Source organism: Pseudomonas sp. GW821-FHT04D07, from assembly GCF_059420225.1.
In genome coordinates this window covers 68,911-89,296 of the sequence record NZ_JBWKTH010000017.1, presented here as the reverse complement: position 1 = coordinate 89,296, position 20,386 = coordinate 68,911, and the positions used below count along the sequence as shown (strand labels likewise).

Sequence of the window (20,386 nt, the reverse complement as noted above, 5' to 3'; positions counted from 1 at the left end):
AACATCGCCCTGCCGCGGTGGTGCCTCAAACGGTCCGGGAGAACAGGCCTTTCTGCCCGGCCCCGAGGTAGGCATCAAAGGCCATGGCGGTGCTGCGCATCATCAGCTGTCCCTGGGGCAACAGTTGCAGGCCGTCGGCGCCGATCTCCAGCAGACGGTCGCGCACCTGCTCCTGCAGTTGCCCCAGGGACTCGGCGAAGTAGTGCGTGAAACGAATACCATGGGCGACCTCGATCTTGCCGAAGTCAATGCGCCCATGGCACATCAGGTCGTTGATCACGTCGCGGCGCAACAGGTCGTCGGCATTCAGGCGGTAACCGCGATGCACCGGCAACAAGCCTTGATCGAGCCGCGCGTAGTACTGCGAGAGCGCCTTGACGCTCTGGCTGTAGCTGTCGCCGACCTTGCCGATGGCCGACACCCCGAGACCGATCAGATCGCAGTCGGCGTGGGTCGAGTAGCCCTGGAAGTTGCGGTGCAAGGTGCCGTTGGCCCGGGCCAGCGCCAGCTCGTCGTCCGGCAAGGCGAAATGGTCCATGCCGATATACACATAACCGGCCTCGGTCAGCCGGCGGATGGTCAGTTCGAGCAATTCCAGCTTGCGCTCGGGCGGCGGCATGTCCGCCGGGCGAATCAAGCGCTGCGCGCGGACCCGCTCGGGCAGATGCGCGTAGCTGTAGGCGGCGATCCGATCCGGGCGCAGGGCGATGATCTTGCCCAGAGTCACATCGAAGCTCTGCACCGTTTGCAGCGGCAGGCCGTAGATCAGGTCGACGCTGATCGACTTGAAACGCGCCTGGCGCGCCGCCTCGACCAGCGCGTAGATCTGCGCTTCGCTCTGCTGGCGGTTGACCGCCGCCTGGACCGCCGGGTCGAAGTCCTGCACGCCAAAGCTCAGGCGATTGAACCCCAACCGCCGTAATACATGAATCTGTTCGGTATCGATGGTGCGCGGATCGACCTCGATGGAAAACTCATGGTCGTCGCTGTCATCCAGATCAAAGGCCAGATGCAGACAGGCCATCAGTTCGGCCAACTGCTCGCCGCTCAGATAGGTCGGCGTGCCACCGCCCAGGTGCAACTGCGTGAGTTTGCGGCCAGGCTCGAACAAGGCGCCCTGCATAAGGATTTCGCGCTTGAGGTAACCCAGGTATTCAACCGCGCGATGGGTCTTGCGGGTGATGATCTTGTTGCAGGCGCAGTAGTAACAAAGGCTCTGGCAAAACGGAATATGGATATAGGCCGAAAGCGGCTTGGGGATCGCGGCCTGGTTGCTGGCCCGCACCGCTTGCTGATAATCGTCCACGGCAAAGGCTTGATGGAACTGCGGCGCGGTGGGGTAAGAGGTATAGCGCGGCCCCGGGCGATCATATTTCTCGACCAGGGCCCGATTGAAATCAAAGGTAGGCATCATGTTCGACAAACTCGTGATGGGGTGAGTACGCCGGGCGGTTTACATCCGCGTCGAACAGCTGGCAGATCGCATCCACCTCGCACCGACCGGCAGGAAGAATGCTGATGAAACGCTCCGACAACTCCACCAGCCCGCCGCGGGCCATGTGCTCAAGGCGTGGCCAGACCGCAGAAAAGTACTGACGAAAAATCACGCCATAGCGGCTTTCGATGGCCAGGATATCCAGTTCCAGGTCACACTCCAGGTGCTCCCTGACCCGTTGCCGGATCTGATCGCCGGCTTCGCAGCGCCAGCCACGACAGCTGGCCAACTGGCCCGCGTCCAGTTGCTGCAGATAATCGGAAAGCGCTTCGCTGTTTTGCACCGACAGTTCGTCGAGCTGACTGATGGCGCCCAGGCCGAAACCGACATGGTCGCAATAGCCGTGGCAGGTAAACCCCAGGCAGTTGCGGCGCAGCCGGCCGCGCTCCTGGGCCATCAGCAGATCATCGTCGGACCTGACGAATTGCCCCAGGCCAATGTACTGGTAACCCGCCGCCAGCAACTGCTCGAAGCAGACCCGCCGCATCGCCGCCTTGTCCAGCGAGCTGCTCGCGGCTCTGCGGTATTCGCTCTCGCGCCGGTAACGCCACGGCGGCTGGGCGTAGTCGAAGACCAGCAGGCGGTCGGGCTCCAGCTTGATCAGGGTCGCCAGTTTCAGCGCGAAGCTCGACGGGGTCTGCCAGGCGTGACCATAACCCAGGTCGACATTGACCGAGCGATAGCCAAAAGTCCGGGCCGCGTCGATCAGCGAATGGATCGGCGCCGGGTTCTGGTAGCAGGCCACCGACAGTTCGCTGTCCGTGCCGATATCCGGCACACCGATGCTGACCTGGTTGAAGCCCTGCTCGCGCAGCAAACCCATGGTCGCCCAGTCGGTGTGGTGCAGATCGACTTCAACGCGGCAGTCGCTGCCATCGTGCTGGAGAAAGTTGAAGCGCTTGCGCAACTGGCTCATCAGCCGCTGCAAGGCTTCCGCGTCCGGTGTGGCACCTCCCAGGTGGAATTGCTCGACCCGTTGCTGCGTGCCCAGGTGGCAAGCGACCAGATCGATCTCGCGCTCCAATCGCTGCAGATACGCTTCGCTGCGACCACGTTGCTCGCCCAGGGCGAGAAGCTGCACGGCCAGGGACAGTGGGCGGCACTTCTGGCGGCTGATGCGCAAGGCCCGCAGCAAATCCAGGGAGCCGATACCGGTATGAAATTTGTCGGTGTCGGCATGACGGTTGAGGTCGAGAACACCTTGGTCGCGTCGAACCGGTCGTTCGCCGCGCGGATAAAGTAAATCGAACATGACAGGACTCCGAGACGGGCTGCAGATCTGCAGTGTCCGGTGTTGGCGCCCGGGGCTCCTTGATTTGCATCAAGCGGGTCGGCGCCCGCGCACAACCACCCGTCCGACTCACCAGCTCAGGTAAAACATGCCCTTGGCCAACAGCACGATCAACACCATATGGCCGAACAAGCTGTAATGAATGAAGTGCAGGTAGCGGCCATTCATGCGTTCACTTTTGAACAGGAACATGGCCACCAGGAAATGCCCGAGCACACTGGCGGCGAGCAGCATTTTCAAGGCCAGCAAGGTGCCGAATGAGGACGCCAGTGGTGCCGCGAGGGCCGGTAGATAGCGCAACCAGACCATGCCCAGCCCGGCACCGAACAACACCAGCAGAACCCAGGGGATCAACGTCCGGGCGCGCCGCCCGATGCCCTGCTCGACCAGCAGCATGACCCGCGCGGGTAGTTGCCGGCGAATGCTCTCCAGGAACAGCACCTCGAAGAACACCGTGCCGATAAACACCAGCGCGGCAAACAGATGCAGGGTGAGCAGCAGCGGATAGATCATGGGGGCCTTGATTTCGACGGCAAGCGAGAGGGGGTCAGTCCATGGCCCTGGCCTCGGGGCGGCTTGCCCTGGCGCCGTGGGTCATCGGCCTGCTACGAGGCTACAGCGCCCGCCAGTACCTGCCGTTGACGTTAATCAAGAAACCCGGCTGTGCCGCGGAGCGCGCGGTACGGCATCGCTGAAAAAGGCATTGTGTTACCGTGAAAGCCAGTGTTATGTTTATAACACCAAGAAACAAAATGACATTGATATAACAATCACTGATCTCGGCGCGCCGATATGCCCATGGAAAAGAACAGCTTTCTTCTGTTACTGGAGCAACAGTTCTCCAGCCTGACCCCCACCGGCAAGCGCATTGCCAGCTATCTGCTGGGTAATCCGCAACAGCTGCCGTTCGAGTCAGCCGACAGCATCGCGCAGCAAGCTTCCACCACCGGGATTTCGGTCGGGCGCTTCTTGCGCTCTCTGGGTTACCGCAACCTCGATGAAGTGAAAAAAAGCCTGCGCGGTGAAACGCCGAGCTCGTGGCTGATCACCGACCGGATTGCCGCCTTTCGCACCGAAACCAACCAGGACGACGCGCTCGACCGCTCGATGGCTCGCGAAATCGAGGCCATCCAGCACGCCTATGGCCTGGCGCGCAGCGAGGCCTTTGGCAAGATCGTGCAACGTATCCATGAAGCCGATGCGGTATTCATTCTCGGGATCCAGTCGACCCGCGGGATTCTCACCGCCTTCCATAGTCACCTCGAATACATTCGCCCCAAGGTCTACTACGTCGACGGCCTCTCAGGCATCTACGCGGAAACCCTGAACTCCGGCTTCGCCAATCCCTACGCGATCATTGCCGACTTCCGCGCCTATTCCAGCGTGACCCAGACCTTCTGCGACGCGGCCACCGACAACAACCTGCCACTGGCGCTGATCACCGACCTGCAATGTCCGTGGGCGCGGGATTACCCGCTGGATCTGTTGCAACTGAAAACCGATGTCGGGCAGTTCTGGGACTCCCCCGCGCCCTTGGCCTGCCTGCTGAACCTGGTGGTCTCGGCCGTTGCCGAGAAATACGGCGAGCGTCTTGATGAACGTCTGGCCAAGAACCGCCAATTGCAAAAAGCCTTCGGCCAGTTCGAAGGCTGACCCACCGCCTCTGCGAAGCCCAACTGGAGTGTTTGTGTGAACAACAGCCCCCTTGTAGAGATCGATGCCCAGCGTTATCAGGTGCAAATCGACCTGATCTACGCCAGCGCCGACAACCTGGCTGGAAGAGTGATCTACCCGACCGCCCGTTGCCTGCTGCATCGGCAAGCCGCCGACTGTTTGAACAAGGCCAGCCAACTGGCACGCCAGGCCGGATTGACCCTGCGCATCTACGACGCCTACCGCCCGCCCTACGCCCAGCACCTGTTATGGGAAGCCTTGCCGAACAACGACTACGTGCGTGACCCGCACCTGGGCTCCCATCACAGCCGTGGCGTGGCGGTGGATCTGACCCTGGTGGGCAGCGACGGCGAGCCGCTGGATATGGGCACCGCCTTCGACGCCATGGAGGAGCGCTCCCATCAGTTCTACCCCGACCTGCCCGACGACGTGCAGCGCAATCGCCTGCTGTTGCTGGGGATCATGCTCGGCGCCGGATTCGAGGCGATCGATACCGAATGGTGGCATTACGAACTAGCGAATGCCGACGATTACCCCCTGCTGGAGGAGGAGTCAGCCCTCTGAAAAAGCCAATCAAAGCGCAACGCCAGCACTGACGAAACCACAGAGTTTCGCAAGCAACACAGCACAGCCCACCCTCGGTGCGGCTGATAACCACAATAAAACAGCGTTATTCAGGCCTCACCTGCAACTGCCCGGTTATAGCTTTTATAAAAAACCTGACGAACTTCCATACATCGAATGATCAAGGAAACCGGCATGAACCCAACGAACACCGTGACCCGCAAATCCTTTCCCGGCACTGGCAAACTGCTGCTGAGCGTCCTGTGCAGCGCCTTGAGCCTCGGCGCCTGGCAGGCCGCGACGGCGGCGGTCCCCAAAGACACCCTGGTGATCGGCAAACCGGCCGATCCGCAGACTCTCGACCCGGCCGTGACCTTTGACAACAACGACTGGACCATCACCTATCCGTCGTATCAACGCCTGGTCGGTTACAAGGTCGACGGCGATAAAAGCAGCACCGAAGTCCAGGGCGACCTGGCCGAAAGCTGGAGCGTTTCCCCGGACAACCTGGTCTGGGAATTCAAGATCAAAGCCGGCAACAAGTTCGATGACGGCGCCCCAGTGGATGCCGCTGCGGTGAAGTTTTCCTTCGATCGCCTGATGACCCTCAAACAGGGACCCTCCGGTGCCTTCCCCGAGGACATGGTGGTAGCCGTGGTCGATCCGCAGACCATCCGCTTCACCCTGAAGACGCCGTTTGCACCGTTCCTGTTTACCCTGGCCCATAACGGCGCCTCGATCATCAACCCGGATGTGGCGACCAAGACAGCTGACGTCAATGCCTGGCTGTCCAGCCACACCGCCGGCTCCGGCCCCTTCCGCCTGAGCACCTGGCAGAAAGGCCAGTCGTTGACCCTGGAGCCGAACAGCTACTACGCCGGACCCAAGCCGGCGCTGAAAAGCGTGATCGTCAAGATCATCGCCGAGCCTTCCGTGCGCCGCCTGCAACTGGAACACGGTGACCTGGACATCATCGAAGACATGCCCGAAGACCAGCTCGGCGTGCTCGCCAAGAAATCCGGCGTGGTGGTCCGGGAGTTCCCGTCGCTGCGGGTGACCTACCTGTACCTGAACAACAAGAAGGGTCCGCTGGCCAGTGTCGATGCGCGTCGGGCGATTACCGAAGCCGTCGACTACAACGGCATTGTCAAAGGCATTCTCAAGGACAAGGCCAAGCTGATGAACGGGCCGATCCCGGACGGCATGTGGGCCTACGACAGCTCGTTGCCGCCGATGAAACAGGACCTCGGCGCCGCCAAGGCGAGCCTGGCCAAGGATCCGCAGAAAATCACCAGCCTCAGCTATATGTACTCGGACAAGGATCCCAACTGGGAGCCGATTGGCCTGACGCTGCAAGCCGCACTGGCGCCACTGGGCATCAACCTGAAGATGGAAAAACTCGCCAACGCAACCTTGCGTGAACGTGTCGGCCAGGCCGATTACGACATTGCCTCGGGTGCCTGGAGCCCGGACTTTGCCGACCCCTACATGTTCATGAACTTCTGGTTCGACTCGAAGATGCAGGGCCTGCAAGGCAACCGTTCGTTCTACAGCAACCCCGAAGTCGACAAGCTGATCCGCGAGGCGGCCGCCACCAGCGACACCGCCAAGCGCGTCGAGCTGTACCAGAGCGCCCAGAAAAGTGTGCTCAAGGACAGCGTCTACGCCTACCTCTATCAGAAGAGCTACACCTTGCCGATGCGTGATGCGGTCAAAGGCTACGCGTTCAACCCGATGCTCGAACAGGTCTTCAACCTGGGCAGCATGAGCAAGTAAACCTGCTCCCCCGCGCCGGCCGTTCACGGTCGGCGCGGCGTCTGATTCTCGTCGTTGCTGTGACTGAGGTGCCAAATGGCCTTCCTGACTCTGTTGCGCAAGCGCCTGCTCGGCCTGGTATTGGTCGTGTTCGGCGTTTCGCTGATTACCTTTGCAATTTCCCACCTGATCCCTGGGGACCCGGCCCGACTGATCGCCGGCGACCGCGCCAGCGATGCCCTGGTGGCGGGCATCCGGCACCAGTTGGGCCTGGACCTGCCGCTGTATCAACAATACGGCCGTTACCTGCTGGACCTGCTGCAGGGTGACCTGGGTACCTCGATCCGCACCAACCGTCCGGTGCTCGAAGACCTGCAGGCATTCTTCCCGGCCACCCTGGAACTGGCCCTGGTGGCGCTGTTGCTGGCGATCCTGGTGGGTGTGCCGCTGGGGGTGCTGTCGGCGGTCTATCACAACCGCGCCATCGACCAGATCGCCCGCACGCTCGCGGTCACCGGCATTTCCACCCCGGCGTTCTGGCTCGGGCTCGGGGCGATTGTGCTGTTCTACGGCCAGTTGGGCTGGTTGCCCGGTGGCGGCCGCTTGTCCGAGGGACTGGCGCCACCACCGACCTTCAGCGGTTTCTACCTGATCGACGCACTGCTTGCCGGTGACTGCGGGCTGTTTCTCGATGTGCTGCAACACCTGATTCTGCCGGCCGCGACCCTGGGTTTCGTCACCCTCGGCGTGGTCGCCCGGCAGATTCGCTCGGCGATGCTCGAACAACTGGCCGAGGACTATATCCGCACCGCCCGTGCCTATGGCCTGTCGCGCTGGACGGTGATCCTGCGCCATGCCCTGCCCAACGCCCTGATCCCTTCGGTGACCGTGCTCGGGCTGACCCTGGGTGACCTGTTGTATGGCGCCGTCCTGACCGAAACCGTGTTTGCCTGGCCCGGCATGGGCGCCTATGTGGTCAAGTCGATCCAGTCGTTGGACTTCCCGGCGGTGATGGGCTTCGCGATCCTGGTGTCGTTCATCTATGTACTGCTGAACATGGCCATCGATCTTTTGTACCGCGTGATCGACCCACGCATCGGCGAGGTGAATTGAAATGTCCGTGACCCTGACAGCCGCGCGCGGCCCGCGCTGGGGCGAAAAACTCGCCTACCTGGCCTATCAGATCCGCCGCAGCCCGCTGACCATGGCCGGTCTGGCGATCAGCTTTATCGTCTTGCTGTGCATGCTCTTCGCCCCCTGGCTGGCCAGCCATGATCCCAATGCGCTGGACCTCGGCGCGCGCCTGATGCCGCCGTCCGCCGAACATTGGTTCGGCACCGATGAGGTCGGCCGGGACCTGTTCAGCCGCGTCCTGTTCGGCAGCCGGCAATCGGTGGGTGTCGGCTTGTTCGTGGCCTTTGCCTCCTGTTTTATCGGTGGTTTGCTGGGCTGTTTTTCCGGAGTGATTGGCGGGCGTTTCGACGCGCTGATCATGCGCCTGATGGACATCATGCTGTCGGTGCCGTCCCTGGTGCTGATCATGGCCCTGGCCGCCGCGTTGGGCGCCAGCCTGTTCAACGCCATGCTGGCGATCACCCTGGTGCGGATTCCGTCCTATGTGCGGCTGGCCCGCGGCCAGGCCCTGAGCATCCGCCAGATGGGCTACGTCAAGGCCGCGCAGACCTTTGGCGCCGGGCGTTGGCACATGGTCCACTGGCACGTGGCGCGCAACGCCATGCCGCCGTTGCTGGTGCAACTGAGCCTGGATATCGGCAGCGCCATTCTCATGGCCTCGGCCCTGGGTTTTATCGGTCTGGGCGCACAGCAGCCGACCGCCGAATGGGGCGCGATGGTCGCCACCGGACGCAACTACATTCTGGACAACTGGTGGTATTCGACCTTTCCCGGCCTGGCGATCCTGATCACCGCCACCGGTTTCAATCTGCTGGGCGATGGCGTGCGCGATCTGCTCGACCCACGGCAACAGGGGAAATGACCATGCACACCGCCACTCCCGTATTGGCCATCGACAACCTGAGCCTGGAATTCCCGGCGTACAAGAACAACGTCAAGGCGTTGAACGGCGTCTCGCTGCAGGTCAATCCCGGCGAGATCGTCGGCGTGGTCGGCGAGTCCGGCTCGGGCAAGTCGGTCACCGCGATGCTGAGCATGCGCCTGCTGCCCGAGCGCAGCTATCGCATCACCGCCGGCAGCCTGAGGATGCTCGATCGCGACATGCTGGCCGCGTCCGAAAAGGAGCTGCTGCAGATCCGCGGCCGCGATGCCGCGATGATTTTCCAGGAACCGATGACCGCGCTGAACCCGACCCGGCGCATCGGCCGACAAATGCTCGACGTGATCATCCATCACCAGAAAATCAGCGCCGCCGAGGCCCGCCTCAAGGCCATCGCGCTGCTGCATGACATGCATATCGCCAGCCCCGAACAAGTCTTGGACAGCTATCCGTTCGAACTGTCCGGCGGCATGCGCCAGCGGGTGATGATCGCCCTGGCGTTCTCCTGCGAACCGCAACTGCTGATTGCCGACGAACCGACCACCGCCCTCGACGTCACCGTACAACGTCAGGTGCTGTTGCTGCTCCGGGAAAAGGCCCGGCAGAAAGGCACCGCCATTTTGCTGATCACCCACGACATGGCGCTGGTGTCGCAGTTCTGTGATCGAGTTTACGTGATGTACACAGGGGCCGTGGTCGAGCAGGGCTGTACCGCCGAGGTGATGGCTAATCCTCAGCACCCTTACACCCAGGGATTGCTCAGCGGCCTGCCCGAAATGGTCGAGCCAGGCCAACCGTTGATGACCATCCCCGGGCAAGTGCCGAACCTGGCCGCCCTGCCCCTGGGCTGCACCTTCGCGCAACGCTGCTCGCAGAGCATGCCGATCTGTGCCCAGCGCCCGAGCCTCAACCCCATCAACGGTAATGAGCTGCGTAAAAGCGCGTGCTGGTTACCGGTCAAGGAGCTTTCTTGATGAACAGTGCTGTGCTTCGCGCCGTGACCGACATGGCGCCCGAGATTCTCCGGCTGGACGATGTGCACGTACGTTTCCCGGTGAGCAATGACTGGCTGGGCCGGCCCCGGGGTTACGCCCATGCGCTGAATGGCATCGACCTGCAGGTCCGGGCCGGCGAAACCCTGGGCATCGTCGGTGAATCGGGCTGCGGTAAAAGTACCCTGGCCCAACTATTGATGGGCTTGCTGACACCGAGCAGCGGCGCACTGAACTGGGCCGCACGCACCGACGGCCAGGCCAGCAGCAATGTGCAGATCGTGTTCCAGGATCCGCAATCCTCCCTTGATCCGCGCCTGCCGATCTGGAAGATCATCACCGAACCGCTGTACGCCCGGGGTCATGCTCCGCGTGCGCAAATGCGTGATATCGCCGCCAGGGTCGCCGCCCAGGTCGGCATACGCCCGGAGTACCTGGACCGTTTCCCCCATCAGTTCTCCGGTGGCCAGCGCCAGCGGATCGCGATTGCCCGCGCCCTGTCGTCCGACCCGGACATCATTGTCCTCGACGAACCGACCTCGGCGCTGGATATCTCGGTCCAGGCGCAAATCCTCAATCTGCTCGCGGAGCTGCAACGCGCGCGTAACCTGACCTACATCCTGATTTCTCACAACGTATCGGTCGTGCGACATATGGCTGACCGGGTCGCAGTGATGTACCTGGGGCAGATCGTCGAGCTGGGCAGCGCCGCCCAGGTGCTGGATCAGCCACGTCATCCTTACACCCGCCTGCTGCTCGAAGCGGTGCCGCGCCTCGGCGTGCCCCTGCATGCGGAACAGGTGGCGGCGCCGACCGAACTGCCGGGAAACCGGCGCCTTCCAGAGGGCTGTTTCTTTCGTGAACGCTGCAGCCTGTGCACGACCGGCTGCGAGAAACCCCAGGCCTTGCTGGGAGAGGAGGTGCAGCGGGTCAGGTGCCATGTGCAAGGCTGATCGTGTCGCGCTGCGCAAAGGCCGCCGCGCGGAGCCTGACAAGACTTTGGCTTTCAAAATGTGACGCCGCGTGTTGAGAATGACACTAATGTTCTGTAGGCCATTGGATTTTTCACATCACGGATCGCTGGACACCATGAGAAAAACGACAAAGCAGCTGCTGGTTCACGAAATCGCCGATTGGCATCACCGTGGCCTGATCGATACCGAAGCCCGCAAGCGCCTGAGTGCGCCGTACGAGCAACCGGGCCAGCTGTTGTCCAGCGTGCTGCAATGGCTGGGAATCGGTGCGGTCCTGCTGATCGGCATGGCGGTGCTGGGGGGCTTGAGCCTGTTCAGCCAGTCGGTGATGGTCGGCGCCGTGCTGTTCCTCTGCGCCGGGGCCGGCTTGTGGTTCGTCGGAGTACGCATGGCCCGCGATCCGGCCCAGCGCGCGCCAGTCACCGGTGTGGCGATCCTGACCATCGGCCTGATCCTGATCGGCGCCAGCCTGTTGCTGGGCTCCTCAAATAATTACGAAGGCGAGTTTGGCAATGTGCCGCTTGCGCTGTTGGTCACGGCGCTGCTGAGTGTTCTCACCGCCTACCGTTATCGTTTGCGCTGGCCGCTTCTCCTGGGCCTGCTGTGCGCATTCCATGGGCTGGGCGCCTGGGGCCGGTACGTCGGGCACGGCGGTTATTTTTTCGACATCCAGGACCCACGCTCGATGGCAGTCATTGCCGCGCTGGCGGCGGTATTGGGTTTATGTCACCAACTCGCCGAGGAGCGTGCATTGCGCCGCTTCTGCGGGTTTGGCCGGCTGTATGTGATCTTCGGGCTGCTCTACCTCAATTGCTCCCTCTGGTTTCTCAGCCTGGATGATCTGGGCCGCGATCCGCGCCTATTGACCTGGCTGTTTACCCTGGTGGCCATCGGGCAACTGGTGGTCGGCGCGCGCTTCAAGCATCCGAGCTTTACCGGGTTCGCCGTGGTGTTCCTGGGCATCAACCTGTACACCCGCTTTTATGAGTACTCCTGGGACCGCCTGGGCATCGCAACGTTTTTTGCCGTGGCCGGGCTCATCGGCCTGTTACTGGGCTGGTCGTTCGAGCGCATGGCCCTGCGCGCCAAGGGAGCCTCACAATGAGCCCGGATCAGCGTAATCAACAGGTGCACAACGCACTGGATCAATGGCTGCGAGACGGCCAGATCGATATCAACGCACACACACGGATTGGCGAGCGCTATGTGCTGACGCGCTGGGACTGGCGCTCGCTGGGGCGCTGGTTCCTGACCTTTGGCGCGATCAGCCTGGCGGCGGGGTTGCTGCTGTTTTTGCGCGAACACCTGGAGTTCACCTTGCCAAAACTGGCCGTCAGCCTGGCGCTGGTAACGCTGGGGCTGTTGGTTGGCGGGCGCTGGCTGATCGGCAAACAGCTGAAACTGTTGGGCGGCACCCTTGAGTTGCTCGGCGGCTTTGCCTTGATCGGCACCAGTGTTGTGCTGGGCATGATCTATTCGGATGGCTCGGGCAACTGGCCGGCGCTGCTGCTGGTCGATCTGCTGATACTGCTGGTGCTCAGTTATGTTCTGAACAATGTCTTGCTGTTGACCCTGTGCAGCGTGCTGTTCTTTGTCTGGTTTGGCGGGCGCAGCGGCTATCAGTCCGGCTGGGGCGCCTACTGGTTCGGCATGAATTACCCGCTGCGCTTTCTCGGCGCGGCGGTCGCGTTGATCGCCGCGGGCGTGCTGCATTTGCGCGGCGAGGCCGGGTGGCTGGGGCGTTATGGCGGCTTTGCCAAGGTGTGGATTTCCTGCGGTCTGTTTGTCGGCGAAATGTCCCTGTGGCTGCTGTCGTTGTTTGGCAGCTACGAGCTGATCGATGGCCCCTGGCACCTGGCCGATGCCGGTGAACTGGTGCTGTATAACGTGCTTTGGGGGCTGGTCAGCCTGGGGATTCTGGCGCTGGGGATCCGTTTGCGTTTCGGCATGTTGGTGGGCTATGGCTCGACTTTCTTTATCATCCAGTTCTACACCCTGTTTTTCACTCAGATCGCCGAGACCCTGGGTTGGCTGGTGAGTTTACTGGTAGCGGGTGGCAGCCTGCTGGGGTTGGTGATCTGGCTGGAGTCCGAGCGACAGAAACGTCGTGGTGCTGCTACCAATGCTTGAACCGGAGCCACCCGTCGGCAAACTTTGATGTAGATCAATCGCGGCACTTCGAGGTTCTGTAGTTTGAAAAAACTACAACCCCTCACCCATTCCGGGGAAGCGTCATGTACTGGTTTCGCCATCGTCAACCAAGGTTCATACGCCTGGCCATCGTGCTCTGGCTGTTGGCCTTTGGCTTGGCGGCGAGCCAGGGCTGCCTGGTACTTCCCGAGCACAATCCGGCGATAACCCATGCTTCGCTGAACACCGCTCAAAATGGCGCCGACCACGATGCCCATACCTCTGGTTGCCTGCAACACTGTGCCGATACGGCGATAGCCGTGAGTCCTTGGCCCCATCTTCAAGCGTTCGACTTGTTCAGTTGGACGTTGCTGTTGCTGATCCCCGCGTTGCTCCTGTTGTACCCCGCCACGCTCTCTGTTTTTCCCTTTCTCGTACTACGACGCCTTGCACCAGCCAAGCCGCCTGCCCGCCTGATTTTCGTCCGCCTCAACGATTAAAGCGACTTTCAGCGCGCCGAACTCCGGCCGCTACCCCGAACTGCGCCAACCCGGCGCGGCTTGCTTTTACCTGTGTTGTCCTCACCCTCTGGAGATTGCCATGCATAGCTCATTGAAACTGATCCTTGCCGCCCTGCTTGTGAGCAGCCCGCTCATCGCCTCGGCCGCCGAGACGCCGCAGCCGGAACAGACGCCGACCGCGCCGGCTCAAACCAGCGACACAAGCATGCCCATGCAGAACCAGGCCATGACCGAACAAATGCAAAAGATGCAGGCGGCACGCGACAAAATGGTCGCCGCCAAGACCCCCGCCGAGCGAAGAGCGGCCATGCAGGAAGGCATGAAGACGATGAAAGACGGCATGGGCATGCTGCAACAAAACTGTAACGGCATGGGCATGTCCGGTAACAACGGCGGCATGGGAATGATGAACATGATGATGAAGATGATGGATCAACAGTCGAGCATGATGAAAATGCCCATGGGCAAGTAATCCCGGGCATAGCGATGTAGCTGCAACGGCGATTTCGCCCTGGTCGGCATGACCTGGGTGAAACCGCCAAACATAGGACCACTGGATAGCACTCTGTCAGGAGTACAGAACCATGATGAACGCTCGCCACTCCAGCGACACCTCGCCTGCCTTCTGGAGAAGCAAACCCGGCATAGCGCTAGGCATGCTGCTGGTGATCGCGCTGTTCTATCTGGCCAGGGAACACTACGGCCATATGCTGGGCCTGCTGCCTTATACGATTTTGCTGTTGTGCCCGCTGATGCATTTTTTCGGCCACCACCACCACCACGGCGGTCACGGTCATCACGGAGAAAACCCGGGCGCCACTCAGGATGAGAAGAGGGATTAACTCATGCACAACGCCGAATCCCATCATGGGCACCAGCCAATGGCCCAGCCTGAAATCCCACAGGTCGTAACAGCGGCGCCAGCAGCGGCCACGCAATACACCTGCCCCATGCAGCCGGAAATCCGCCAGATCGGCCCCGGCAGCTGCCCGAAGTGCGGTATGACCCTGGAGCCGGTGATTGCCGAACCGGAGGAAGAAGAGAGCCCCGAACTCAAGGACTTCACCCGGCGCTTCTGGTGGACCTTGCCATTGACCGTGATCGTCACCCTACTGGCCATGGGTGGCCATGCCCTGGTGCTGTTCCACGGCGCCACGCAAAACTGGCTCGAGTTCGGACTGGCCAGCCCTGTCGTGCTGTGGGCCGGCTGGCCGTTTTATCGGCGCGGTGTGCGTTCGCTGGTTCAGCGCAGCCCGAACATGTGGACACTGATCAGCCTCGGTACCGCGGCGGCCTACCTTTACAGCGTCGTCGCCACCCTGGCCCCCGGCGCCTTCCCCAGCCACTTCATGATGGAGGGCCGCATCGGCGTGTACTTCGAGGCGGCGGCCGTGATCATCTCGCTGACCCTGCTCGGCCAACTGCTCGAACTCAAGGCGCGCTCACAAACCTCGGCGGCCATCAAGTCGCTGCTTGGACTGGCCCCCAAAACAGCCCGACGGATCAATGCCGACGGCACGGAACAAGACATCCCCCTGACCCACGTACACAGCGGCGACCGGCTGCGGGTGCGGCCGGGGGAAAAAGTACCGGTCGACGGCCAGGTGCTCGAAGGCGAAAGCGCCGTGGACGAGTCGATGCTCACCGGCGAGCCGATACCAATGATGAAGCGGCCGGGCGACACGTTGATCGGCGCGACCCTCAACAGCCACGGCAGCTTGGTGATGCAGGCGCAGAAAATCGGCTCGGCCACCCTGCTCGCACAGATTGTGCAACTGGTGGTGCAGGCCCAACGCTCAAAAGCGCCGATGCAACGTCTGGCCGATGTGATTGCCGGTTACTTCGTGATGGTGGTGATCAGTATCGCCGTGCTGACGCTACTCGGCTGGGGGCTGTGGGGCCCCGAGCCAAGCTGGGTGTTCGGCCTGATCAATGCCGTCGCGGTCATGATCATCGCCTGTCCCTGTGCCCTTGGCCTGGCGACACCCATGTCGGTCATGGTCGCCACCGGTAAGGCGGCGGGCAGCGGTGTGTTGTTTCGCGATGCCGCCGCCATCGAGAACCTGCGCAAGATAGATATCCTGATCGTCGACAAAACCGGCACCCTCACCGAAGGTCGCCCCGCGTTCCATAGCGTTGAGGCCGTACCCGGGTTTACTCAGCAGGAAGTGCTGCGTCTGGCCGCGAGCCTCGATCAGGGCAGCGAGCACCCACTAGCCCAGGCGATCGTCAAACAAGCCCGCGCCATCGGCCTGACACTGAGCCCAACTGAACACTTCGAGTCCGCCTCCGGTATTGGCGTCAGCGGCGTGGTCGAAGGCCACCACCTGCAGCTGGGCAATACGCTGTTGATGCGGGAGGCTGGCTTCGCCACCGAGCGCTTGCACGCGCAGGCCGAGAAGCTACGCGGCGACGGCACGAGCATCATGTACCTGACGGTCAATGGCGCCCTGGCGGGTTTGCTGGCAGTTGCCGACCCCATCAAGCCGACCTCGAAACGGGCGGTCGAGCGTCTGCGGGCGGATGGCGTCAGGGTGATCATGGCGACTGGCGACGGCCTTACCACCGCACGCTCTGTAGCCCGCCAGCTGGGTATCGAGGAGGTGCATGGCGAGGTCAAACCGCAAGACAAGGAGCGCCTGGTCGCGGCGCTGCAACAAGCCGGACACCGCGTGGCGATGGCTGGAGACGGTATCAACGATGCTCCCGCACTGGCCCGCGCCGACGTGGGTATCGCCATGGGCACCGGCACCGATGTGGCGATGAACAGTGCCCAGGTCACCCTGGTCAAGGGCGATCTGCTCGGCATCCTGCGGGCTCGCAGCCTGTCGCTGGCCACAGTGCGAAACATGCACCAGAACCTGACTTTCGCCTTCCTCTACAATGCCATGGGCATCCCCCTCGCTGCCGGCCTGCTCTACCCGCTGAGCGGTCACCTGCTGTCCCCACTGATTGCCGCGCTGGCCATGAGCGTAAGTTCGGCATCGGTGGTCTGCAACGCTTTGCGCCTGCGCCGTGTTTCGATAGTTTGAGTCTGGGAAGTCGGCTTGACCTTGCCACTATGGAAAGGTTGAGGATAAAGCCAGAACCAGAAAAAAGCCGCAGCGTGTTTGCAACTGTCGGCAAGTGCTGTTTTTTGAACGGGAGAACCCCATGAACACCCGATTACGTATCGCCATGCTCACCACCTTGCTGCTGACCGGAGCGGCACAAGCGGCTGAACTCATCGACGTCTACCGCGACCCAAACTGCGGCTGCTGCAAGGCCTGGATCAAGCATCTTGAGAGCAATGGTTTCAGCGTTCGCGACCATGTCGAACCGAATATGAGTGAAGTCAAACAGCGCCTTGGCGTCGCTCCGCGCCTGACCTCCTGCCATACCGCGGTGATCGACGGTAAATTCGTCGAAGGACATGTGCCAGCCGCGCAGATCCGCGACCTGAAGAATCACCCCAACCTCGTCGGAATCGCGGTTCCCGGCATGCCCATGGGTTCGCCAGGAATGGACAGTGGCCCAAGCAAACAGGCCTATCAGGTGATAGGCCAGAGCCAATCAGGCGCCGAGCAGGTAATCGCTGAGTATCCTGGCAATTGACGCATGGTTTCAGACGGCATGGGCCATGACGTGGCGGCACCGGGTGCCGCCAGGAACAGAGCAAAATAACGGCTGAGTTCAAATACTCAAACGTCACTTCAGGCGTTCAGGCCGATCCAACCATGGATGCCCACGTACAGGCCAACACCGATGATCAATACGCTGGACAGATAAGGTGCCCGCCGCGCAACGCTGCCCAGCCAAGGCCAGCGGTTGGAGGCTTGCCGGGCGCCAATCGCCGCGGCTACCCCCACAGTGACCAGGGTCAGCGCCAGGCCGATGCTGAAGCACAGGACCAGCATCCCGCCCAGCGCAACCTCCTTGACCTGAAGACACAGCAACAACACCGTGATCGCCGCCGGACAGGGAATCAAGCCGCCGGTCAGACCGAACACGATGACCTGCCCGGTGGTGACCTCACGGTTGGTGAAGCGCTTGCGGATATCATTGGCGTGCGCCCGTTCATGGGCGTCCTGATAACCGTCAATCGACAACTCCAGGCCTTCCAGCTCGGAATGCGCATGCCCGTGATCATGCTCCTGGTATTCCAGGTCGTAATCATGGGAGTGCCCGGCATGCCCGAGACTCAGGCGAGTGCTGAATTCATGAGGTTCCGGGATATCGACCGTCGACTCCAGGAAGCCTTCGCGCTCGATGAATGCAAAGGTTTGCGTGCTGCCATCTGGACGGGTAGTCGTCAGGCGCACGTCTGAAGCCGACCACGCATGCCCGCTCAGCGTCTTCAAGCGCCAGTGCGGCGGCATGCCCTGTTCAAAAATCGACAGTTCGACACGACCGTGCCCGGTATCGATCCGATGCGTTTCATCATGATGGTCATGAGCATGATCATGCTCGCCATGAGGGTGATCATCGCCTTGCTCGAACTTGAACATCTGCTCGCCACGCCAGGTGCGCCAGAGCATCCAGAGTGCAATCAGAATAATCAGCGCCGAGGACGCGAGCTGAAAGTAAGGCTCGGTGGTCTGGGCGTCCAGGCCTTTGCCCAGGTACATGCCACCGATGGCCACCAACCACACCACCGCGGTGTGCGACAGCGTCGCGGCCAGGCCCAACAATACCGCCTGTTTTACCGAACCACGGATCGCCACGATAAACGCCGCCATCATGGTTTTCGAATGACCGGGTTCCAGGCCATGCAGGGCGCCGAGCAGGATCGCGCTCGGGAAGTACAGCCAGGCGTGTGAACCGCCCTGTTGCAGGAGTTCAGCGAAATTGGGCATGTCAGAACCTAGAGGTATTTGGTGATTTGTTTAAAGGCTTCCAGCGGTGCGCGCTCGCCCGTGTTCAACGCCGAGACGGTGTCTTCCAGGCAGTGATCGATGTGATCCTGGATAAGCGTGCGCTTGGCCTGGCACACCGCTTTTTCCACGGCATGCAGTTGCTGGGCAATGTCGACGCACTCACGCCCCTCTTCAATCATGCTGATGATGCCGCGCAAATGGCCGTCGGCACGTTTCAGACGCTTGATGATCGCTGCATGGCTCTGGTGGACGTGGGGATGGTCATGTTCGTGCTCACTCATGATTTGAGTCCCGGGTCTCAATAAATTTCGCCCGCATACTATCCCCCCCTATAGGATAGAGCAAGCGTATGGTGAGCACGACCGACCGGGAAACAGCCAGGCAGGGCCGACTGGCAAACGTCGACCCTGTCGCTGATGTATCAGACTGTTATTGATCATCCTCGCGCCGTGGCAATGGCGGCCGATATTCGTTGGCCTCCTCGGCATCGGGCGCCTGCATCGAGCTGGCGGGCATAAACACATGGGTCAACAGCTCGCGGGCATCGATGTCGAGCACGCCAGGCACCGCGCGGACCCGCTCAATGACCTGTTCGCACTGACGATGGGTCAATACCCGACCGCTCAACGTCACCGTACCGGCATGGGTTTTCACATGGATATGCAGGCTTTGCGTGGAGTCCGCCATGGCCAGGGCGGATTTGACCCGGGCGGTGGTCCATGTGTCGTGCACGGCCATGCCCAGGTCGTGGGAATAATGCTGCAAGGAATGGTTTTTCATGGCAGAACCCTCTGTCGAGTTTTCAGACGTACTGTTCAGCCTTGGGCGCGACTATGGAGTACGCGCCACAGCCACACCGACACGGATTAATTATAGTGCGCTGCTCCGCAAAGACGACAGCAGGCGCCCAGCGGGCGCCGAATTATCGCAACTGAGCGCGGGCCCGTCGGAAGGCATGGGGCGATTCACCCGTCCTGCGCTTGAACGCATGGATAAAGCTGGCGGACTCGGAATACCCCAATGTCTCGGCGATCTGCTCGATCTGCAAGCGCGAGCCCGTCAGCAAGCGTTCGGCCATGGCCCCACGGACTTCATCGCACAAGCCGAGATAAGTCGCGCCCTCCTCCTGCAAGCGGCGCCGCAAGGTCCGCACCGACATGCACAGGGTGGCGGCCAGTTGTCCCATGGCCGGCAGGGCGGCCGGCTGCGCGGCCAGCAGCTCGCGCACCCGCCCGACCAACCCGCCGGTCTGCGGCCCGACCTGCAGACCACGGCGACACTGGTCATGGGCGATATGCAGCGCCAGGGGATCGGCCAAGGCCAGGAGAATATCCGCGTCGGCCTGACTGAAGACCAGGGCGCTTTTCGGCGCATTGAAGCGCGGGCGCACACCGGTGAGCTGCTGATAGAGCGCCACGTCGGCCGGCTCGGCGAAGCTGAATTCGATGGCCCGGGGTATCGCCGTGTGTCCGAGCAGATCACCGGCGATCCTCAACCCGGCGGCAAAGGAGCGCTCGACGATGAACGGCAGCAGATCCGCGGGGATATCGCTCTCTTCGCATTCGATCCGCAGGTCCGTCGCCAAGGCGTCAACCATCACCCGCACCAGGCTGGCATTCAACTCGGAGTAATGCGGAATCAGTGAAAAGGCATCGCGCAGCGTGGAACTGCTGACCAGGGCAAAGCCCAGCGCGGCCAATGAAGTAAAGCGGTAGCGCAATCCCACTTCCAGGCCCAGGCCACTGGCGCCACCGCAGTGCTTGAGCAGGTTGCGGATCAACCGGAACTCCTGCTCGAAGGTAACAAGACGGGTCGGGTTTTCCAGGTCCGCGGGCTCAAGTCCGGAGCCTGCGAGAAAATCCACGCTCGACAGGCCGCGCTCAACGCCGACCTTGGCCATGATCACCGCACTGCTGATGCTACGCTGTTGATTACTCACTGGCGCGTCGACTCCGCCGAAAGGAACCCAAGGTCGATCACAGTGCACTCCCGATCAATTATATGGCCGAACAGATCATGTTCACCCCTGACGCCATCTCTAGACTATCGCTAACGCAAGACCGCGCAACACTCGCCCGTTTCGATCCGGGTACAAGCCGTCGGCGGCGCTCTCCATTTCG

At 61.7% G+C, this 20,386-nt stretch carries 22 protein-coding genes; 15 read left to right on the top strand and 7 right to left on the bottom strand.

The window, feature by feature from the left end:
- Window positions 1–25: 25 nt before the first annotated feature.
- From hemN to AC07T0_RS19825, 3 genes are all read right to left on the bottom strand, one after another.
- Window positions 26–1,414 carry an oxygen-independent coproporphyrinogen III oxidase gene (hemN, locus tag AC07T0_RS19835; protein WP_495002817.1) on the bottom strand — a complete coding sequence of 463 codons (1,389 nt, stop codon included), beginning with the start codon at window positions 1,412–1,414 and terminating at the stop codon, window positions 26–28.
- Complete coding sequence (locus AC07T0_RS19830; RefSeq protein ID WP_495002816.1) at window positions 1,398–2,747, bottom strand: oxygen-independent coproporphyrinogen III oxidase; 1,350 nt, start codon at window positions 2,745–2,747, stop codon at window positions 1,398–1,400. The genes hemN and AC07T0_RS19830 overlap by 17 nt, the downstream gene beginning before the upstream one ends.
- 108 nt (window positions 2,748–2,855) lie before the next feature.
- Complete coding sequence (locus tag AC07T0_RS19825) at window positions 2,856–3,299, bottom strand: CopD family copper resistance protein (protein WP_248804425.1); 444 nt, start codon at window positions 3,297–3,299, stop codon at window positions 2,856–2,858.
- A gap of 41 nt (window positions 3,300–3,340) precedes the next feature.
- Here AC07T0_RS19825 and AC07T0_RS19820 point away from each other — a divergent pair, with 41 nt between their 5' ends.
- The 15 genes from AC07T0_RS19820 (at window position 3,341) to AC07T0_RS19750 (ending at window position 17,004) form a co-directional block, all read left to right on the top strand.
- Entirely contained in the window at window positions 3,341–3,481 is a 141-nt protein-coding gene (locus AC07T0_RS19820) for a hypothetical protein (protein WP_495002815.1), read from the top strand.
- Between the two features lie 97 nt (window positions 3,482–3,578).
- The gene (locus AC07T0_RS19815) at window positions 3,579–4,439 is read left to right on the top strand and encodes a MurR/RpiR family transcriptional regulator (RefSeq protein WP_495002814.1); all 861 of its coding nucleotides are present in this window, start codon (window positions 3,579–3,581) and stop codon (window positions 4,437–4,439) included.
- 36 nt (window positions 4,440–4,475) lie between these two features.
- Window positions 4,476–5,024 (top strand): D-alanyl-D-alanine dipeptidase, encoded by a 549-nt coding sequence (ddpX, locus tag AC07T0_RS19810; RefSeq protein ID WP_495002813.1) that lies wholly within the window; start codon window positions 4,476–4,478, stop codon window positions 5,022–5,024.
- Between the two features lie 195 nt (window positions 5,025–5,219).
- Window positions 5,220–6,800 carry an ABC transporter substrate-binding protein gene (locus AC07T0_RS19805; RefSeq protein WP_495002812.1) on the top strand — a complete coding sequence of 527 codons (1,581 nt, stop codon included), beginning with the start codon at window positions 5,220–5,222 and terminating at the stop codon, window positions 6,798–6,800.
- Window positions 6,801–6,875: 75 nt separating this feature from the next.
- Complete coding sequence (locus AC07T0_RS19800) at window positions 6,876–7,892, top strand: ABC transporter permease (RefSeq protein WP_495002811.1); 1,017 nt, start codon at window positions 6,876–6,878, stop codon at window positions 7,890–7,892.
- A 1-nt stretch (window position 7,893) separates the two neighbouring features.
- On the top strand, window positions 7,894–8,775 hold the full coding sequence (gene ddpC, locus AC07T0_RS19795) for a D,D-dipeptide ABC transporter permease (protein ID WP_495002810.1): 882 nt from the start codon (window positions 7,894–7,896) through the stop codon (window positions 8,773–8,775).
- A gap of 2 nt (window positions 8,776–8,777) precedes the next feature.
- The gene (locus AC07T0_RS19790) at window positions 8,778–9,767 is read left to right on the top strand and encodes an ABC transporter ATP-binding protein (RefSeq protein ID WP_495002809.1); all 990 of its coding nucleotides are present in this window, start codon (window positions 8,778–8,780) and stop codon (window positions 9,765–9,767) included.
- The gene (locus AC07T0_RS19785; protein ID WP_495002808.1) at window positions 9,767–10,738 is read left to right on the top strand and encodes an ABC transporter ATP-binding protein; all 972 of its coding nucleotides are present in this window, start codon (window positions 9,767–9,769) and stop codon (window positions 10,736–10,738) included. The genes AC07T0_RS19790 and AC07T0_RS19785 overlap by 1 nt, the downstream gene beginning before the upstream one ends.
- Window positions 10,739–10,874: 136 nt before the next feature.
- Window positions 10,875–11,864, top strand: coding sequence for a hypothetical protein (locus AC07T0_RS19780; protein WP_495002807.1), 990 nt, complete (start codon window positions 10,875–10,877; stop codon window positions 11,862–11,864).
- Window positions 11,861–12,889 carry a hypothetical protein gene (locus AC07T0_RS19775; protein ID WP_495002806.1) on the top strand — a complete coding sequence of 343 codons (1,029 nt, stop codon included), beginning with the start codon at window positions 11,861–11,863 and terminating at the stop codon, window positions 12,887–12,889. Before AC07T0_RS19780 ends, AC07T0_RS19775 begins: the two co-directional genes overlap by 4 nt.
- Before the next feature lie 104 nt (window positions 12,890–12,993).
- A complete protein-coding gene (locus AC07T0_RS19770) occupies window positions 12,994–13,389 on the top strand; it encodes a hypothetical protein (protein ID WP_495002805.1) in 396 nt (131 codons plus the stop codon).
- A 100-nt stretch (window positions 13,390–13,489) separates the two neighbouring features.
- Window positions 13,490–13,882: a hypothetical protein gene (locus tag AC07T0_RS19765; RefSeq protein WP_495002804.1), complete on the top strand. Its 393-nt coding sequence runs from the start codon at window positions 13,490–13,492 to the stop codon at window positions 13,880–13,882.
- A 112-nt stretch (window positions 13,883–13,994) separates the two neighbouring features.
- On the top strand, window positions 13,995–14,252 hold the full coding sequence (locus tag AC07T0_RS19760) for a DUF2933 domain-containing protein (protein ID WP_495002803.1): 258 nt from the start codon (window positions 13,995–13,997) through the stop codon (window positions 14,250–14,252).
- Window positions 14,253–14,360: 108 nt separating this feature from the next.
- Complete coding sequence (locus AC07T0_RS19755) at window positions 14,361–16,442, top strand: copper-transporting P-type ATPase (protein WP_495002864.1); 2,082 nt, start codon at window positions 14,361–14,363, stop codon at window positions 16,440–16,442.
- Window positions 16,443–16,563: 121 nt separating this feature from the next.
- A complete protein-coding gene (locus AC07T0_RS19750; RefSeq protein ID WP_495002802.1) occupies window positions 16,564–17,004 on the top strand; it encodes a DUF411 domain-containing protein in 441 nt (146 codons plus the stop codon).
- A gap of 98 nt (window positions 17,005–17,102) precedes the next feature.
- Here the strand turns inward: AC07T0_RS19750 and AC07T0_RS19745 are convergent, their stop codons facing one another.
- From AC07T0_RS19745 to AC07T0_RS19730, 4 genes are all read right to left on the bottom strand, one after another.
- A complete protein-coding gene (locus tag AC07T0_RS19745) occupies window positions 17,103–18,245 on the bottom strand; it encodes a nickel/cobalt efflux protein RcnA (RefSeq protein ID WP_495002801.1) in 1,143 nt (380 codons plus the stop codon).
- Between the two features lie 8 nt (window positions 18,246–18,253).
- Window positions 18,254–18,547 carry a metal-sensing transcriptional repressor gene (locus AC07T0_RS19740; RefSeq protein WP_495002800.1) on the bottom strand — a complete coding sequence of 98 codons (294 nt, stop codon included), beginning with the start codon at window positions 18,545–18,547 and terminating at the stop codon, window positions 18,254–18,256.
- A 148-nt stretch (window positions 18,548–18,695) separates the two neighbouring features.
- Complete coding sequence (locus tag AC07T0_RS19735; RefSeq protein WP_495002799.1) at window positions 18,696–19,046, bottom strand: BON domain-containing protein; 351 nt, start codon at window positions 19,044–19,046, stop codon at window positions 18,696–18,698.
- 142 nt (window positions 19,047–19,188) lie between these two features.
- Complete coding sequence (locus AC07T0_RS19730) at window positions 19,189–20,205, bottom strand: AraC family transcriptional regulator (protein WP_495002798.1); 1,017 nt, start codon at window positions 20,203–20,205, stop codon at window positions 19,189–19,191.
- Window positions 20,206–20,386 lie beyond the last annotated feature (181 nt).

Bases quoted from the DNA above. Each gene is read 5' to 3' on its own strand.
- hemN (WP_495002817.1), bottom strand. From the start codon at position 1,414: ATGATGCCTACCTTTGATTTCAATCGGGCCCTGGTCGAGAAATATGAT.
- AC07T0_RS19830 (WP_495002816.1), bottom strand. From the start codon at position 2,747: ATGTTCGATTTACTTTATCCGCGCGGCGAACGACCGGTTCGACGCGAC.
- AC07T0_RS19825 (WP_248804425.1), bottom strand. From the start codon at position 3,299: ATGATCTATCCGCTGCTGCTCACCCTGCATCTGTTTGCCGCGCTGGTG.
- AC07T0_RS19820 (WP_495002815.1), top strand. From the start codon at position 3,341: ATGGCCCTGGCCTCGGGGCGGCTTGCCCTGGCGCCGTGGGTCATCGGC.
- AC07T0_RS19815 (WP_495002814.1), top strand. From the start codon at position 3,579: ATGCCCATGGAAAAGAACAGCTTTCTTCTGTTACTGGAGCAACAGTTC.
- AC07T0_RS19805 (WP_495002812.1), top strand. From the start codon at position 5,220: ATGAACCCAACGAACACCGTGACCCGCAAATCCTTTCCCGGCACTGGC.
- AC07T0_RS19800 (WP_495002811.1), top strand. From the start codon at position 6,876: ATGGCCTTCCTGACTCTGTTGCGCAAGCGCCTGCTCGGCCTGGTATTG.
- ddpC (WP_495002810.1), top strand. From the start codon at position 7,894: ATGTCCGTGACCCTGACAGCCGCGCGCGGCCCGCGCTGGGGCGAAAAA.
- AC07T0_RS19790 (WP_495002809.1), top strand. From the start codon at position 8,778: ATGCACACCGCCACTCCCGTATTGGCCATCGACAACCTGAGCCTGGAA.
- AC07T0_RS19785 (WP_495002808.1), top strand. From the start codon at position 9,767: ATGAACAGTGCTGTGCTTCGCGCCGTGACCGACATGGCGCCCGAGATT.
- AC07T0_RS19780 (WP_495002807.1), top strand. From the start codon at position 10,875: ATGAGAAAAACGACAAAGCAGCTGCTGGTTCACGAAATCGCCGATTGG.
- AC07T0_RS19775 (WP_495002806.1), top strand. From the start codon at position 11,861: ATGAGCCCGGATCAGCGTAATCAACAGGTGCACAACGCACTGGATCAA.
- AC07T0_RS19770 (WP_495002805.1), top strand. From the start codon at position 12,994: ATGTACTGGTTTCGCCATCGTCAACCAAGGTTCATACGCCTGGCCATC.
- AC07T0_RS19765 (WP_495002804.1), top strand. From the start codon at position 13,490: ATGCATAGCTCATTGAAACTGATCCTTGCCGCCCTGCTTGTGAGCAGC.
- AC07T0_RS19760 (WP_495002803.1), top strand. From the start codon at position 13,995: ATGATGAACGCTCGCCACTCCAGCGACACCTCGCCTGCCTTCTGGAGA.
- AC07T0_RS19755 (WP_495002864.1), top strand. From the start codon at position 14,361: ATGCAGCCGGAAATCCGCCAGATCGGCCCCGGCAGCTGCCCGAAGTGC.
- AC07T0_RS19750 (WP_495002802.1), top strand. From the start codon at position 16,564: ATGAACACCCGATTACGTATCGCCATGCTCACCACCTTGCTGCTGACC.
- AC07T0_RS19745 (WP_495002801.1), bottom strand. From the start codon at position 18,245: ATGCCCAATTTCGCTGAACTCCTGCAACAGGGCGGTTCACACGCCTGG.
- AC07T0_RS19740 (WP_495002800.1), bottom strand. From the start codon at position 18,547: ATGAGTGAGCACGAACATGACCATCCCCACGTCCACCAGAGCCATGCA.
- AC07T0_RS19735 (WP_495002799.1), bottom strand. From the start codon at position 19,046: ATGAAAAACCATTCCTTGCAGCATTATTCCCACGACCTGGGCATGGCC.